Origin of the sequence: Vibrio mytili, assembly GCF_000830505.1 — a bacterium.
Taxonomy (GTDB): domain Bacteria; phylum Pseudomonadota; class Gammaproteobacteria; order Enterobacterales; family Vibrionaceae; genus Vibrio; species Vibrio mytili.
The window spans coordinates 78,018-95,262 of sequence record NZ_JXOK01000081.1 but is presented as its reverse complement, the minus strand read 5'-3'; the positions used below and the strand labels follow the sequence as shown (position 1 = coordinate 95,262).

Sequence of the window (17,245 nt, the reverse complement as noted above, 5' to 3'; positions counted from 1 at the left end):
ATGCCTGCAAATAACGGAAACATCACGTAGGCGATCGAACTGCACTTCAGGGGAGTGAGCGACAAATACCACGCATCAGCAGTTTAACTTGTTTGCGAGTGGGAGTTAAACCGCTTGCTCTCAACTTAGAGTAAGCGGTCACAAAGCGAGGAAGTAGAACATGGTTAAAACGGCTATTGAAGGTATTAGCCTGAGGTTTTTAGGAGTTCTGGTTTCGTGTACACAAATGCTTTCCCGGTCAAACAACCCTGAGCGCCATTTTTATCCAATGCGCGACCGATTTCCGTCATCGCTAACCAACGGTTCTCGCACCACAATGGTGAAAGTAAGGTCGGGCGCCGAGCCGCCGAAGAAACTCGGTGGTAAATGACCTCCGGAGGCGTCATTCGAATCAGCTCACTTGCGATGGAGACATACTCTTCCAGCTCTGGCGCGTCGAGTTTTCCTGCACGCCAAGCTTTAGCCATGGTGCTACCTTCTACAATGTGTAAGCCGTGTAATTTTATCCCATCCGTACCGACTCCAAGGACCTGATTCATGGTGTCTATATTATGCTCTCGCGTTTCTTTAGGAAGACCGACAATTAAGTGGGTACACACTTTAATCCCTAAGGCGCGTGCGCGTTGAGTAATAGCGGCATAACATTCAAAGTCATGACCACGGTTAATGTGTTTTAATGTGGCGTTGTGAGCAGTTTGCAATCCGAGCTCAAGCCAAATTTCATAACCTTGATTCACGTATTCAGACAATAGATCCAGTACGGTATCAGGGACACAATCAGGACGAGTACCAACGCATAACCCCACAATATCTGCCGCTTTTAGCGCTTCTTCATACATTGCTTTCAATGCCTGAACTTCTGCATAAGTACTGGTATAAGCTTGAAAATAAGCTAAGTATTTTTTCGCACGATTAATTTCACCTGCGCGATCTTGCAGTTGATCATGAATACTTTTGATCTGTACAGTTTCATCCGCAAATGACGCCACGTTACAAAACGTACATCCCCCACGTCCAATCGTGCCGTCTCGATTAGGGCAGCTGAATCCGCCGTGCAGGGTCAACTTATGGACTTTTTCTCCATAACGACGCTGAAGATCTTGACCTAGTGTATTCACCAATTCATGTAACTGCATATACCCTCACCACAAACACGAAACGCAATCACTCTCACTACGTTTTGTGTAAATTAATTACATCACTGCAAGAAAAAGCAAATAATACTAATCAATTAAAACGGAGCTGATTTAGGTCAAAATCAATAAACCTGCATAAATACATACAAAAAGCGTCAATGTTGCGCAAATGTTAATGACAAAATGCATATTTAGACGAAAAAATTGCGTCACAAAGGCGACTTTTCATTGCATTTTGAAGTAACAAAATTGTAGGATACTTACACAAACCCCTCCGTTTTGTGGTTTTTACTACACTTTGGACCTTGGGATTTGTCGGTGATATCCCACTCCTACCTATATAAATCACTATGAAGTGAAAATAAATCAAGGGATATCACTAAGGAATGTTTTTCTCGCAATACTTTTCTGCGAGATACGGAAAGGAATCAACGCTGGTCAACCTCGGCTAGTGGCGAATCATAAATATAAAGGACAAGGCGCAAAATGTGTCACGGTGGACTCTGTCCGCAGGGATTTTTGCGCCAACATTGAACTGGAAGGACGTATCTATGGTAAATAGAGAGCAAAGTTCACAAGGTCTATATACTCCTGAGCTGGAGCATGACGCTTGTGGAATCGGTTTTGTTGCTCACCTTAAAAACCGTAAATCTCATGATGTTGTAACTCAAGCACTCGATATGCTTGCGCGTATGGAGCACCGCGGTGGTCAAGGTTGTGACCCATGTAGCGGTGACGGCGCAGGTATTCTGCTGCAAAAACCTCATGAATTCCTATTGGAAGAAGCCGTTAAGTTAGGCATTAAACTGCCTTCTTTCGAAAAGTATGGTGTGGGTGTCGTTCTTTTCCCTAAAGACGAATACAAACGCGAACAATGTCGAGATATTCTGGAGCGTAACGCTAAGCGTCTCGACCTTGAAGTGATCGGCTACCGCGTACTACCAACCGATAACTCAATGATCGGCGCGGATCCATTAAGCACAGAGCCTCAATTTGAACATGTGTTTATTTCTGGCGGTCCTGGGATTACACCAGAAGAGCTTGAGCGCAAACTTTACGTGCTGCGTAACTACACAGTACGCGTGTGCTTAGAAAGCGTTTCAAATATCGGTGACGACTTCTACATTAACTCAATGTCTTATAAGACCATTGTGTACAAAGGTCAGCTAACCACTGAGCAAGTACCACAGTACTTCCTCGATCTGCAGAACCCAACGATGGTGACAGCTCTTGCGCTGGTGCACTCTCGCTTCTCTACCAATACGTTCCCAAGATGGCGTCTGGCACAGCCTTTCCGCTACATTGCACACAACGGTGAAATCAACACAGTTCGCGGCAACTTGAACTGGATGAAAGCCCGTGAAGCGATTCTAGAATCAGACCTGTTTACTCAGGCAGAGATCGACATGCTCCTTCCTATTTGTCAGGAAGGCAGCTCAGATTCATCAAACTTTGATATGGCGTTAGAGCTCCTGGTTCTTTCTGGTCGTAGCCTGCCACATGCATTAATGATGATGATCCCTGAAGCATGGCAAGAAAATAAAAATCTGGATCCAAAACGTCGCGCGTTCTATCAGTACCACGCAAACATCATGGAACCATGGGATGGCCCAGCATCTGTCTGTTTCACCGATGGTGTTCAAGTGGGTGCAACGCTTGACCGTAATGGTCTTCGCCCGTCACGCTACACCGTGACTAAAGACGACTTCCTCGTAATGGCGTCAGAGTCTGGTGTTGTTGACATCAAACCAGAGAACGTTGAGTTCCGTGGTCGCTTACAACCAGGACGTATCTTTGTTGCTGACCTAGAGCAAGGCCGAATCATTTCTGATGAAGAAGTGAAAGACACCATTGCGACGGCACAGCCATACGAAAAATGGGTTGAAGACAACCTTCTGAGCCTGAAAAAACTGCCTGAAGCCAGCAACCAGTTTAGTCAGCCTAAACCAGAACATCTTTTGCATCGTCAACAAGCATTTGGTGTCAGCAGCGAAGAAGTGAACGAAATTATCGTCCCAATGGCGAACGATGGTAAAGAGCCACTTTCAGCAATGGGCGCCGACTGGCCGTTAGCGGTACTGTCTCACCAGTCTCAACATTTATCTCACTACTTCAAGCAGTTGTTTGCACAAGTTACCAACCCACCGATCGATCCGATCCGTGAACGTATGGTGATGTCGCTGAACACTTACTTAGGTAAAGATCAGAACTTATTGACGGAGACGCCACTTCACTGTCAAAAAGTAGAGCTTGAGTCTCCAGTACTCGCAAACTCTGAACTCGAGAAACTGCGCGCGATTGATAACGAGCACTTACAAGCGAAGACTTTGGACATCGTTTTCCAAGCGAGTGAAGATAAGGGCAAACTCGAGCGTGCTCTGAAGCGTATCTGTCAATATGCGGAAGACGCGGTTATCGATGGTTACTCCATCATCTTACTGACAGACCGTGCGGTAAACTCTAACCACGCAGCGATCCCAGCGATGCTTGCAGTGGGTGCTGTTCACCACCACCTGATCCGCAAAGGGTTACGTGCCAAGTGTGACATTGTTGTAGAAACCGGTGACGCGCGTGAAACGCACCATTTTGCAACATTGCTAGGCTATGGTGCCAACGCGGTTAACCCGTACTTGGTTATCGAAACCATCATTGATCTGCAACGCACTAAAAAGCTTGATCCTGAAGCAAACCCTAGAGATCTATTCGATAACTACCGTAAAGCAATTAACGGCGGACTATTAAAGATCTTCTCAAAGATGGGTATCTCAACCTTGCAATCATACCATGGCGCGCAGATCTTCGAGGCACTTGGTATTCACAAGTCGGTGGTTGATAAATACTTTACTGGTACGGTTTCTCGCATTCAGGGCCTGACTCTGGACGATATCGCCAAAGAAGTCGTCGTTCGTCACCGCATTGGTTACCCTCAACGTGAAATTCCAATTCAAATGCTGGATGTGGGTGGCGTGTACCAATGGAAACAGCGTGGTGAAAAACACCTGTTCAATCCAGAAACGATTTCTCTGCTGCAACAATCAACTCGTAACAAAGACTATGATCAGTTTAAGCAGTACGCGAGTGCGGTTGATAAACAAGGCGATGACGCGGTAACTCTGCGCAGCCAACTTGAGTTTATCAAAAATCCAGCAGGCTCAATTTCTATCGACGAAGTTGAACCAATTGAAAGCATCGTAAAACGCTTTGCAACAGGTGCGATGTCATTTGGCTCGATTTCCTACGAAGCACACTCAACGCTTGCCGTTGCAATGAACCGCTTAGGCGCGAAATCTAACTCAGGTGAAGGTGGTGAAGATCCAATGCGCTTTGAGCGCAAAGAGAATGGTGACTGGGAACGCTCGGCAATCAAACAGGTTGCTTCTGGCCGTTTCGGTGTAACCTCTTACTACCTGACCAACGCTGAAGAGCTTCAAATTAAGATGGCTCAAGGTGCAAAACCAGGCGAAGGTGGTCAGCTACCGGGTGATAAAGTTGATGATTGGATCGGTGCAACACGTCACTCAACTCCGGGCGTCGGTTTGATTTCTCCACCGCCGCACCACGACATTTATTCAATCGAAGATTTAGCTCAGCTGATCTACGATTTGAAAAACGCCAACCGCGCGGGCCGTGTTAACGTAAAACTCGTTTCTGAAGCAGGTGTCGGCACGATCGCATCTGGCGTTGCCAAAGCAAAAGCAGACGTGGTTCTGATTGCCGGTTTCGATGGTGGTACGGGTGCATCACCAATGTCGTCAATTCGCCATACTGGTCTTCCTTGGGAGCTAGGTCTGGCAGAAACGCATCAAACACTACTGAAAAACGGCCTACGTAACCGTATCGTTGTGCAAGCAGATGGTCAGATGAAAACACCTCGCGACCTTGCTATTGCAACCTTGCTCGGTGCAGAAGAGTGGGGTGTAGCAACGGCCGCATTGGTGGTTGAAGGCTGTATTATGATGCGTAAGTGTCATAAAAACACTTGTCCTGTTGGTATCGCTACACAAAACAAAACGCTACGTGAGCGCTTTGATGGTCGCGTAGAAGACGTGGTTACCTTCTTCCAATACATGGCGCAAGGTATGCGTGAAATCATGGCTGAACTCGGTTTCCGTACGATCGATGAAATGGTCGGTCAAGGCAAGAAACTGCGCCTACGCCAAGATATTTCTCATTGGAAATACAAAAACCTCGATCTGTCTCCAGTACTACACGTAGAACAACCACGTGAGTCAGACGGTATCCACAATCAAACGCAACAGAACCATAACCTGGAATCTGTACTTGACCGTAAACTGATTCAAGCGGCAATCCCTGCACTTGAAAAAGGCGAAGCAGTTAACGCCGAGTTCCCTATCGTCAACACGGACCGCTCTGCAGGTACCATGCTGTCGAACGAGATCTCGAAAGTGTACAAAGACCAAGGTCTGCCGCAACCAATGAATGTGAAGTTCAAAGGTTCTGCTGGTCAGTCGTTCGGCGCGTTCCTAGCCAAAGGCGTGAAGTTTGAAGTCGAAGGCGATGCTAACGACTACTGGGGTAAAGGTTTGTCTGGCGGTACTTTGGTACTGTACCCAGACGCTAAATCAAGCATCATCGCAGAAGACAATATTATTGTTGGTAACGTATGTTTCTACGGTGCGACATCTGGTGAGTCGTTCATTCGCGGTATGGCTGGCGAGCGCTTCTGTGTTCGTAACTCTGGCGCGAAAGTTGTCGTCGAAGGTATTGGTGACCACGGTTGTGAATACATGACGGGTGGCGCAGCGATTATCCTTGGTTCAACAGGTCGCAACTTTGCGGCAGGTATGAGCGGCGGTGTGGCGTACGTATGGGATAAATCAGGTGACTTTGAATCAAAACTGAACCCTGAACTCGTTGACCTCGATCCTATCGAACAAGAAGACAAAGATTTCTTACTCGACATGTTAACCAAACATGTCCAATTCACAGGAAGTGAAGTGGCGAAGTCTTTCCTAGACAATTTTGAAGCGAGCTTAGCCTCTATAATCAAGGTGATGCCGCGCGACTACAAAGCGGTACTTCAAAAGCGTCAGGCGGAAGCACAACAAACTGAAGCGGAGGCAGTATAATGGGTAAGCCTACTGGATTTTTAGAGCATGGTCGTGAACTTCCACAAAAGATCGACCCAGCTGAACGTATCAAGAACAACAAAGAGTTCGTTCTGAACGAGGAGTTTGGTAGCAAAATCAATACTCAGGCTTCTCGCTGTATGGATTGTGGCGTACCGTTTTGTCATAACGGCTGCCCTATCGGCAACATCATCCCAGAGTTCAACGACGCCGTTTATCGTGATAGCTGGGAAGAAGCGTGGAACATTCTAAGCTCAACCAATAACTTCCCAGAGTTTACTGGTCGTGTCTGCCCTGCGCCATGTGAGAGTTCTTGTGTACTTGGTATCAACCAAGACCCAATTACTATCTGTAATATTGAAAAAACCATCGTGGAAACGGCGTACCGAGAAGGATACGCCAAACCAAAAACACCACGTTCCCGCACGGGCAAAACCGTTGCTATTATTGGTTCTGGCCCAGCAGGACTTTCTGCAGCAGAACAGCTCAACAGTGCTGGTCACTCTGTGACCGTCTTTGAGCGTGATGAAAAAGTCGGCGGTCTATTGCGCTTTGGCATCCCAGACTTCAAGCTCAGCATGGAAGTCATTGATCGTAAGATCAATCTAATGGCAGAAGCGGGCGTTGAGTTCAAAGTCAATCAACATATCGGTGTTGACGTCAATGCTCAGCAGTTGCGTCAAGAGTACGACGTGGTGCTACTTACTGGTGGTTCTACCGTTCCTCGTGATCTTCCCGTTCCAGGTCGTGAACTCAATGGCGTCTACTTTGCAATGCAATTCTTAGCGCAAAACAACCGTCGTGCAAATGGTATGGACCTGAAAACGGAAGAAATTCATGCTGCAGGTAAACATGTCGTTGTGATCGGTGGCGGTGATACAGGCTCTGACTGTGTGGGTACCTCTAACCGTCATGGTGCAGCGAGCGTGACTCAAGTTGAGATCATGCCGATTCCACCAGAAAAACGTCCGGCAAATATGCCATGGCCGCAATACCCAATGATTCTTCGTACTTCAACATCACATGAAGAAGGTGTGGATCGTCATTGGAACATTCTAACCAAAGAATTCATCGGTAATGATAAAGGTGAAGTGACGGGTTTACGTATTGCAGACATCGTGTGGGAAGATGCAAAACCTGGTGAGCGCCCAAGCTTCAAAGAAGTGGAAGGCAGTGAGCGAGTGATCCCATGTGATATGGCATTCTTGGCCATGGGCTTTTTACACCCAGAGCCAACTGGCGTATTAGCTCAATTGGACATCGCTCTTGATGAGCGTGGAAACGTTGCAACGCAAGACTTTGCTACCAACCAAGAAGGCGTCTTTGCAGCTGGAGACATGCGTACAGGTCAATCTCTTGTTGTTCGCTGTATCAACGAAGGTCGAGAATGTGCTCGCGCAGTCGATGCTTACCTAATGGGTGGCACACAACTGGAAGCAAAATCTGATTCAATGATGCTTTCAGCATAGAGGGAATGGTTACATTCATTCCCCTTCTTTCTTAGCCTCTCAATCCGCTATCGAGATATTAATGATTGATAGTTGAGGCTAAGAAAGATAAACAAATCCTTCCAATATTTCGATTTTGACCAGCATCTTATGCTGGTCTTTTTTATGTCTATCAGAATCAAATGTCAGTTGTTTGTATGGCTTAGTTTCATATCTATTTGAAATTATTCATTTATTACAGCGAATTTCACGGTAAATTCCACATTCACGTGATTATCTACTAATAACTTGACCTTTCCTATAATAAGCTATAGCTTGTGACGTTAATGAAAATAAAACACATGGATTTTGTTAAGAGTTTTCATACCACTTAATGAATATAAAAAATAAAAATGACAGTTAGTCATCATTATCAACGTAAGCAGTGTTGATGTGCCTGCCAGCAGGCAGGTAAGCAAAGGGAGAATTGCAATGGCTCTTTATGATCCTAGTCTTGAAAAAGACAACTGTGGATTTGGCTTGATCGCGCATATGGAAGGCGAACAAAGCCACAAGCTGGTTCGTACAGCAATTTCTGCACTTGACCGCATGACTCACCGTGGTGGCATCGCCGCCGATGGAAAAACCGGTGATGGTTGTGGTCTTCTATTACAAAAGCCCGATTCCTATTTACGCTTGGTCGCTGAAGAAAGCGGCTTTAAGCTCGGCAAGCAATATGCGGTTGGAATGATTTTCTTTAGCCAAGATCCGGTTAAAGCCCAACAAGCTCGTGACATCATTAATAAAGAACTTTCTCAAGAGACACTAACTGTTGCTGGTTGGCGAGAAGTACCGACAAATTCTGCCGTACTTGGTCCGATCGCGATTGCTTCTGTGCCGAATATTCAGCAAGTCTTTATCTCGGCACCAGCGGGATGGCGTGAGCGCGATATTGAACGACGCCTGTACATTGCCCGACGCCGAATCGAAAAACAGATCTCCAACGATCGCGACTTCTATATCTGTAGCCTGTCAACACAAGTATTAGTTTACAAAGGCTTGTGTATGCCCGCAGATTTACCTCGCTTTTATTTGGATCTTGCGGATCTTCGCATGGAGTCAGCAATTTGCTTATTCCACCAGCGTTTTTCAACCAACACTCAGCCTCGCTGGCCTCTTGCTCAACCATTTCGTTATCTTGCTCATAATGGTGAGATCAACACTATCGAAGGTAACCGTCAGTGGGCACGAGCGCGAGCGTATAAATTCGCGTCTCCACTGCTGCCTGATCTGCAAACCGCCGCACCATTTGTCAATGAAACAGGCTCAGACTCTTCCAGTTTAGATAATATGCTTGATCTCTTCTTGGCCGGAGGCATGGATATCTTCCGAGCTATGCGCATGCTTGTGCCGCCAGCATGGCAAAACCATCCAGATATGGATCAAGATTTAAGAGCGTTCTACGATTTCAACTCAAAACATATGGAACCGTGGGATGGCCCGGCGGGGATCGTATTATCAGACGGTCGCTATGCGGCCTGTAACCTTGACCGTAATGGTCTGCGTCCTGCACGCTATGTGATAACAAAAGACAAACTGATCACGCTCGCATCAGAGGTCGGCATTTGGAACTACGCACCGGATGAAGTGGCGAAAAAAGGCCGCGTTGGTCCCGGTGAACTGTTAGTCATTGACACCCGCAAAGGCAAACTATGGCAGTCGAGTGAAATCGATAACGATTTAAAATCTCGACACCCATACCGCGAGTGGATGGAAAACAACGTTCGGAAATTAACGCCATTTTCTGAACTGTCTGATGCGCAAGTTGGCGAGCGTAACTTCAATGAAGACGAGCTCAATACGTATCAAAAACAGTTTGCAATGACCAACGAAGAAGTTGATCAAGTTCTACGTGTACTGGGTGAAATGGGCCAAGAAGCCGTTGGTTCAATGGGAGACGATACACCAATGGCGGTGCTTTCCTCCAAAGAGCGTTTAGTCAGTGATTACTTCCGCCAGAAATTTGCACAGGTAACCAACCCACCGATCGATCCATTACGTGAAAAACACGTCATGTCCCTGGCGACCAGTATCGGTCAAGAGATGAATGTTTTTTGTGAAACAGACGGACATGCTCATCGCGTCACATTCGATTCACCCGTGTTGCTCTATTCGGACATGCAACAATTGCTTGGGCTGAGCGATGATCACTACCGCAATACCATCCTTGATATTAACTATGATCCTAACGAGAAGGATCTCAAGCAAGCGCTGAATGATTTATGTCATCAAGCAGAACAAGTGGTGCGTGAAGGAACGGTTCTCGTTGTACTTTCTGACCGTGCCCTCGTAAAAGGAAGACTGCCAATTCCTGCGGCCATGGCAGTTGGTGCAGTACAAACTCGATTGGCAGAAGCGAACTTACGTTGCGATGCTAACATCGTTGTTGAAACCGCCACCGCTCGCGATCCACACCAATTCGCAGTATTGCTTGGTTTTGGTGCCACCGCAGTGTATCCATACCTGGCTTATGAAGTGCTTGGTAAGATGATAGACAGTGGTGCGCTGGATAAAGACTATCGTGACGTGATGCAAAATTATCAGTACGGCATCAATAAAGGGCTGTACAAAATCATGTCGAAGATGGGTATCTCAACTATCGCATCCTATCGCTGCTCTCAATTGTTTGAAGCTGTCGGCTTAAGTCAGGAAGTCGTTGATTTGTGCTTTAGAGGTGTTGCTACTCGTATTGAAGGGGCAAACTTTGAAGACTTCCAACAAGACCTGATTAACTTATCGCGTAAAGCATGGACAAAACGTAAGTCTGTGGATCAAGGCGGTTTACTCAAGTACGTTCACGGGGGCGAGTATCATGCTTACAACCCAGACGTCGTCAGTACATTACAAACCGCCGTAAAATCCGGTGAAATCCATGACTACCAAACCTATGCCAAGCACGTAAACCAACGCCCGGTCGCCATGTTGCGTGACTTAATGACGCTGAAAAAGTCTGACACACCGTTACCACTCACCAAAATCGAACCTCGCGAAGAGCTATTTAAACGCTTCGACTCTGCAGCCATGTCCATTGGAGCCTTAAGTCCAGAAGCACATGAAGCTCTTGCGATGGCGATGAACCGTCTTGGTGGTTACTCTAACTCAGGCGAAGGGGGTGAAGATCCGCGTCGTTTTGGTACTGAACGTAACTCACGCATCAAGCAAATAGCGTCAGGTCGATTCGGTGTGACACCACACTACTTAACCAATGCCGATGTACTGCAAATCAAAGTCGCACAAGGCGCAAAACCCGGTGAAGGTGGCCAGCTACCAGGACATAAAGTCACCGCAGAAATTGCCAAGCTGCGTTATTCGGTTCAAGGGGTAACACTCATCTCCCCTCCTCCACATCACGATATTTATTCGATTGAAGATTTGGCCCAACTGATTTTCGACTTGAAACAGGTGAACCCAAACGCGCTTGTTTCCGTCAAGCTGGTTTCCGAACCAGGTGTCGGCACCATCGCCACGGGCGTTGCGAAAGCGTATGCCGACCTTATTACAATCTCAGGGTATGATGGAGGTACCGCAGCCAGTCCGTTAACCTCGGTTAAATATGCGGGGTGTCCATGGGAACTTGGCCTCGCAGAAACTCAGCAAGCATTGGTCGCCAATGGTTTGCGTCATAAGATTCGTCTGCAAGTCGATGGTGGCTTAAAAACAGGCTTAGATGTAGTGAAAGCCGCGATTTTAGGCGCAGAGAGCTTTGGTTTTGGTACTGCACCGATGGTCGCGATGGGATGTAAGTTCTTACGGATTTGCCACCTTAACAACTGTGCGACAGGCGTTGCAACTCAAGATGAAACGCTACGTAAAGAGTACTTCAAAGGCTTACCAGAGATGGTCATCAACTACTTTACTGGCCTTGCAGAAGAAGTACGTGGATTACTCGCTGAGCTGGGGGTCGAGAAACTTACTGATTTAATTGGCCGCACTGACCTCTTAGAAACCTTAGAAGGCTTTACTGCTAAGCAAACCAAGCTTGATCTGTCCAATATTTTAGAGGCACCAGTCTCTCCGCAAGCACATCCACTATTTTGGACAGAACCCAATGCGCCATTTGATAAAGCCGAGCTAAATCAGAAAATAGTCGATGATGCGATGGATGCCATTGAAAAACGCCAATCAGCAAGCTTCTTCTATAATGTGATCAATACTGATCGCTCTGTGGGAGCACGTTTATCAGGTGAAATAGCTAAACGCCATGGCAACCAAGGTTTAGCCGCCTCTCCAATCAAAATCTATCTTGATGGTACCGCAGGTCAGTCGTTCGGTGTATGGAATGCGGGCGGTGTCGAGCTATACCTAACAGGCGATGCTAACGACTATGTCGGTAAAGGTATGGCAGGCGGAAAAATTGTCATCAAACCACACCTAGGAACCGCGTTCAAATGTAACGAAGCGACCATCATCGGTAACACCTGTTTGTATGGTGCTACAGGCGGGAAATTGTTTGCTGCTGGGACGGCAGGCGAACGATTTGGCGTTCGTAACTCAGGGACCATAGCCGTGATAGAAGGCGCAGGCGATAATGCCTGTGAGTACATGACTGGCGGTATCGTCGCGATTCTTGGTGCAACTGGCGTTAACTTTGGTGCCGGCATGACGGGTGGTTTTGCTTACGTACTTGATGAACACAAAAACTTCGAGGCCCGAGTCAATAATGAATCGGTTGAAGCCATTTCTCTGTCGGATTTATACATTCACCAAGAACACTTGCGCGGCTTGATTGCAGAGCATTTAGAAGAAACTGGTTCTAGCCACGCTGAGTCTATTTTGGCGAACTTTGATGAATGGATTCCAAAGTTCTACTTGGTGAAACCTCAAGCAGCCGATCTTAATACGCTGCTGGGCCACCAAAGTCGTAGTTCCGCAGAACTGCGTGTTCAAGCGCAATAATTCATGGAGGATGTTTGAATCATGAGTCAAAATGTTTATCAATTCATCGATGTGCAACGCGTAGATCCAGCGAAAAAACCAATAAAAATTCGTAAGATTGAATTTGTTGAAATCTATGAGCCTTTTACTAAACAGCAAGCCACGGCGCAAGCTGACCGATGCTTAGACTGCGGAAACCCATACTGTGAATGGAAATGCCCAGTACACAACTATATCCCGCAATGGCTCAAACTGGCCAATGAAGGGCGGATTATTGAAGCGGCAGAGCTATCCCATCAAACCAATAGTTTACCGGAAGTATGTGGAAGGGTTTGTCCACAAGACCGCCTCTGTGAAGGTTCATGCACGCTCAATGACGACTTTGGTGCTGTCACCATAGGTAACATCGAAAAGTACATTAACGACAAAGCATTTGAAATGGGCTGGAAGCCTGATATGTCCAAAGTAGAATGGACAGATAAAAAGGTCGCCATCATTGGTGCTGGACCAGCAGGGTTGGCCGCCGCAGATATTTTGGTACGCAATGGCGTGAAGCCTGTTGTGTTTGATCGCTACCCTGAAATAGGTGGCTTGTTGACCTTTGGTATTCCATCTTTCAAGCTCGAGAAAGGCGTGATGGAAAACCGCCGCAGAATTTTTACCGATATGGGCGTCGAGTTCCGCATGAATGTCGAAGTCGGTAAAGACGTTCAAATGCAAGAGCTGATTGATGAGTACGACGCGGTGTTTTTAGGCGTTGGTACCTACAAAAACATGCGAGCGGGATTAGCAAACGAAGATGCGCCTGGTGTTTATGACGCTCTGCCGTTTTTGATTTCTAACACCTATAAAGTGATGGATCTGAAAGACGACCAGCCTTTATCGACATGGCAGGGAAAAAGGTCGTGGTTCTCGGTGGTGGAGATACCGCCATGGACTGCGTACGAACCTCTATTCGTCAAGGAGCCGCAAATGTCATTTGTGCCTATCGTCGTGACGAAGCAAACATGCCCGGCTCACGTCGAGAAGTCAAAAATGCCAAAGAAGAAGGCGTCAACTTTATGTTCAACCTTCAACCTCTTGGTGTTGAAGTGAATGCATCCGGCAATGTATCAGGGGTTAAAGTGGTCAAAACGGCGCTTGGTGAACCCGATGAAGCTGGCCGACGTCGCCCGGAACCTGTCGAAGGCAGTGAACACGTCTTAGCGGCTGATGCGGTGATCATGGCCTTTGGTTTCCAACCTCACCAAATGGATTGGCTCTCACCCTTCAACGTCGATCTCGATCAATGGGGACGTATTAAAGCGCCACTTGAGCAAGAGTTTCAGTATCAAACCAGCAATGCAAAGATCTTTGCTGGGGGCGACGCCGTGAGGGGGTCTGACTTAGTGGTCACAGCCATTGATGAAGGACGTAAAGCAGCAGAAGGTATTCTCGATTACCTTGAGGTCTAGCGCCCAAAAAAACCATAAACGCGGACAAAGGATCCTCAAAATGGATCCTTTTTGCTTTTATTCCATATATCTTTATAGCACCTCCTCGCGCGTGGTTCAGAGATAAGTGAAAACACTCTGAATTCTGCATTTAGAACTTGTGTGGGTATAATGATTAACTTAGGCTTAAAGCGATAAGGAATCGGTACAATGAAAGCCATCACTCTCCTTTCCATTACTTTGCTCGGTCTAACCGCCTGCAGTCAAGGAGTTACGACTATGCCAGATCGCACTCAATCCCCCTGCGGTGACAAACCAAACTGTGTCTCGACGCTAGATAAACGCGAAGAACATTATCTTGAACCGTTTATTCTGACTGACTCTGCCACACTCAATGCAATTGAAGAGGCCGCTTTAAAGCTTCCCGGCGCAAAAACAGCCGAAAAAGAAGATAACTATCTCCGCATAGAGTGCACATCGAAAATTATGCGCTTTGTGGATGATCTTGAACTCAAAATGGATGGAGAGACACTGATCGTACGGTCAGAATCCCGCGTCGGTTATTCTGATTTTGGCGTCAACCGAAAGCGCGCAAACCAATTGCGAGCCGAACTATCTAAAGCCGCGCTCATCAAATAGAAAACTGCTACCGGGGAGTGCTATACTCTCGGCGATTAAATATTTTACTTTAAAGAGAGTGTTATGAAAGTTGGTATCATCGGAGCGATGGAACAAGAAGTGGTTATCCTAAAAGAAGCAATGACAAACTGCCAAAGCGTCAATAAAGCAGGTTGTACTTTCTTTTCTGGCCAAATTAATGATGTCGAGGTGGTATTACTTCAGTCAGGTATTGGCAAAGTAGCAGCAGCAGTAGGCACAACGATACTTCTTGATGAATACCAACCCGATGTTGTAATCAACACTGGCTCTGCCGGTGGTTTTGACTCGAGCCTCAATTTAGGTGATGTTGTCATTTCCACAGAAGTCCGCCACCACGACGCTGACGTTACCGCGTTTGGTTACGAAATCGGACAAATGGCAGGTCAGCCAGCCGCGTTCAAAGCCGATGAAACGCTGATGGATCTTGCTGAGAAAGCACTGGCGCAGATGGAAAATACTCATGCTGTTCGTGGTTTGATCTGCACTGGTGATGCGTTCGTTTGCACCGCAGAACGTCAAGCGTTTATTCGTCAACACTTCCCGTCGGTGATTGCGGTTGAAATGGAAGCGTCCGCTATTGCGCAAACCTGCCACCAATTCAACACTCCATTTGTTGTTGTACGTGCAATCTCTGACGTTGCAGACAAAGAATCACCAATGAGTTTTGAAGAGTTCCTGCCTCTTGCAGCGAAAAGCTCTTCTGAGATGGTCTGCAAAATGCTGGATCTTATTAAGTAAACCAAAAACTTCATGGAAGATATTTTTCAGCAATTTTATGCCAATGGTGCACTCCTCGTGATGTGGGGTGCATTGTTGTTCCATCTGATTCTTCCAATACCACCAACTGCACATCCAACGCTGATATGGCGCAAGCTATCCATACAACTGGCAATCAAAGTCAATCGCAATAACAGTTATTCGCAAAGTATGATTTCAGGAAGTTTAGCGCTGATATTAATGCTCTTTCCCTGCTTCGTCTTACTTATCGCGATGAAACCGTTAGTCTGGCAAGCGCCATTGTTTGAACTTGCTCTGCTCTTGCTTGCCTTAGATTGGCGAAGTAATGAAGTTTTCACCAAGCAACTCGTTGAAGCTATGGCGAACGAGGATAAAGCCCAATGTCGACAACTATTGGCTCCCACCCTCAACCGTGATACCCAAAGCTTATCCTTATTAGGCATAGGAAAAGCTGGTGCAGAAACTATTATAATGGGCTACGGGCGTAATGTCGTTTGTGTGTTGTTTTGGTACGCGCTTACGGGAGGCATTGGCGCTCTCATGTATCGCCTGACATCTGAATTAGCTCGCACTTGGTCACCAAGTCGCCATCAATACGTTCCGTTTGGAAAGCCAGCTGTGCAGCTATTGGCGGCACTCGAACTGATTCCATTACGACTTTTTGCCCTACTTGTCGTGGTAGGGAAGAGTCCGTCTCAAATCGTAGGCCATATTCAACAACAAGCGCCTGCTTGGCCACTACCGGGACCAGCTTGGCTATTGTGTGCAGTAGGTAACAAGTTACAACTCGCCTTGGGTGGGCCAGCAGTGTATCAAGGTATACGTGCAGAACGTGCGAAAATTGGTGGACGTATCGCCCCTTCAGCTATCCATCTTAACCAAGTTCAAACCTTGTTGGTTTGGCGTATTTTTACCTGGATTGCTCTCCAAAGCCTCCTGCTCGGACTGATTTATCAAGGACTATGATGAACATAATCTACGTCGCGTTTGCACTACTCTTTACGACTGCCGCACTGGCCAATCAACCCGCGCAACGAGTCATCAGCTTAGCGCCTCACGCAACAGAAATTGCCTATGCAGCAGGTCTTGGAGACAAGTTAGTTGCAGTCAGCGAATTGAGTGATTATCCCGAGCAAGCCAAGATGCTAGAGAAAGTCTCGAACTATCAAGGTATAAAACTCGAGCGTATCATTGCACTAAAACCGGATCTGGTGATTGCGTGGCCTGCGGGAAATCCAGCTAAAGAAATTGAAAAACTCAAACAATTCGATGTCCCTATTTACTACTCCAAAACAGGAAAATTAGCGGATATTGCATTCAATATTGAGCAGTTAAGCCACTACAGCGAACATCCTGAGGTAGGCCAACAAGCCGCAGCGAATTTTAGAGCTCAACTCAACTCGTTAAAAACAAAGTACAACACCGAAGATAAAGTCCGTTACTTCTATCAATTGAGTGAAAAGCCGATTATCACCGTCGCTGGAACAAACTGGCCCAGCGAAGTGTTTACCTTTTGTGGCGGCGAAAATATTTTTTCCCAAGCCAGTTCCCCCTATCCGCAAGTCAGTATCGAGCAAGTCATAACGCGCCAACCAGAAGTCATTTTTACATCACGACACGCAATGAGTCATGACGGCATGTGGGCGGAATGGAAAAATGAACTGCCTGCGATGAAAAACGGCCATACGTGGTCATTGAATGCAGACTGGATTAATCGCCCAACGCCTAGAACGTTAAATGCAATTACTCAAGTTTGCGAATACTTTAAAATCGTTCGTCAAAACCGCTAACGCTCTTGGTATAAATACCGTACAATTTCCGCCCAT

General features: G+C 46.7%; 8 protein-coding genes and 1 pseudogene. 8 read left to right on the top strand and 1 reads right to left on the bottom strand.

Annotation, left to right across the window (positions count from 1 at the left end):
• Positions 1–185: 185 nt before the first annotated feature.
• A complete protein-coding gene (mnmL, locus tag SU60_RS19325; RefSeq protein WP_041156944.1) occupies positions 186–1,136 on the bottom strand; it encodes a tRNA modification radical SAM protein MnmL/YtqA in 951 nt (316 codons plus the stop codon).
• A 551-nt stretch (positions 1,137–1,687) separates the two neighbouring features.
• On the opposite strand from mnmL, the gene gltB (SU60_RS19320) reads away from it, so the two are divergent.
• From gltB (SU60_RS19320) to btuF, 8 genes and pseudogenes are all read left to right on the top strand, one after another.
• Complete coding sequence (gltB, locus tag SU60_RS19320; protein ID WP_041156943.1) at positions 1,688–6,226, top strand: glutamate synthase large subunit; 4,539 nt, start codon at positions 1,688–1,690, stop codon at positions 6,224–6,226.
• Positions 6,226–7,695, top strand: coding sequence for a glutamate synthase subunit beta (locus SU60_RS19315; RefSeq protein ID WP_041156942.1), 1,470 nt, complete (start codon positions 6,226–6,228; stop codon positions 7,693–7,695). The genes gltB (SU60_RS19320) and SU60_RS19315 overlap by 1 nt, the downstream gene beginning before the upstream one ends.
• Before the next feature lie 450 nt (positions 7,696–8,145).
• Entirely contained in the window at positions 8,146–12,609 is a 4,464-nt protein-coding gene (gene gltB / locus SU60_RS19310; RefSeq protein ID WP_041156941.1) for a glutamate synthase large subunit, read from the top strand.
• Between the two features lie 21 nt (positions 12,610–12,630).
• Positions 12,631–14,042: pseudogene (locus tag SU60_RS19305) on the top strand (FAD-dependent oxidoreductase).
• 189 nt (positions 14,043–14,231) lie between these two features.
• Entirely contained in the window at positions 14,232–14,660 is a 429-nt protein-coding gene (locus SU60_RS19300; protein ID WP_041156940.1) for a DUF1499 domain-containing protein, read from the top strand.
• A 63-nt stretch (positions 14,661–14,723) separates the two neighbouring features.
• A complete protein-coding gene (mtnN, locus tag SU60_RS19295) occupies positions 14,724–15,419 on the top strand; it encodes a 5'-methylthioadenosine/S-adenosylhomocysteine nucleosidase (protein ID WP_041156939.1) in 696 nt (231 codons plus the stop codon).
• 12 nt (positions 15,420–15,431) lie between these two features.
• Positions 15,432–16,385: a cobalamin biosynthesis family protein gene (locus tag SU60_RS19290; RefSeq protein ID WP_041156938.1), complete on the top strand. Its 954-nt coding sequence runs from the start codon at positions 15,432–15,434 to the stop codon at positions 16,383–16,385.
• On the top strand, positions 16,382–17,209 hold the full coding sequence (btuF, locus tag SU60_RS19285; RefSeq protein WP_041156937.1) for a vitamin B12 ABC transporter substrate-binding protein BtuF: 828 nt from the start codon (positions 16,382–16,384) through the stop codon (positions 17,207–17,209). Before SU60_RS19290 ends, btuF begins: the two co-directional genes overlap by 4 nt.
• The last annotated feature ends 36 nt before the right edge of the window (positions 17,210–17,245 follow it).

What these genes read in the sequence shown, in the direction of transcription:
- mnmL (WP_041156944.1), bottom strand. Translation starts at nt 1,136, where the DNA reads ATGCAGTTACATGAATTGGTGAATACACTAGGTCAAGATCTTCAGCGT.
- gltB (WP_041156943.1), top strand. Translation starts at nt 1,688, where the DNA reads ATGGTAAATAGAGAGCAAAGTTCACAAGGTCTATATACTCCTGAGCTG.
- SU60_RS19315 (WP_041156942.1), top strand. Translation starts at nt 6,226, where the DNA reads ATGGGTAAGCCTACTGGATTTTTAGAGCATGGTCGTGAACTTCCACAA.
- gltB (WP_041156941.1), top strand. Translation starts at nt 8,146, where the DNA reads ATGGCTCTTTATGATCCTAGTCTTGAAAAAGACAACTGTGGATTTGGC.
- SU60_RS19300 (WP_041156940.1), top strand. Translation starts at nt 14,232, where the DNA reads ATGAAAGCCATCACTCTCCTTTCCATTACTTTGCTCGGTCTAACCGCC.
- mtnN (WP_041156939.1), top strand. Translation starts at nt 14,724, where the DNA reads ATGAAAGTTGGTATCATCGGAGCGATGGAACAAGAAGTGGTTATCCTA.
- SU60_RS19290 (WP_041156938.1), top strand. Translation starts at nt 15,432, where the DNA reads ATGGAAGATATTTTTCAGCAATTTTATGCCAATGGTGCACTCCTCGTG.
- btuF (WP_041156937.1), top strand. Translation starts at nt 16,382, where the DNA reads ATGATGAACATAATCTACGTCGCGTTTGCACTACTCTTTACGACTGCC.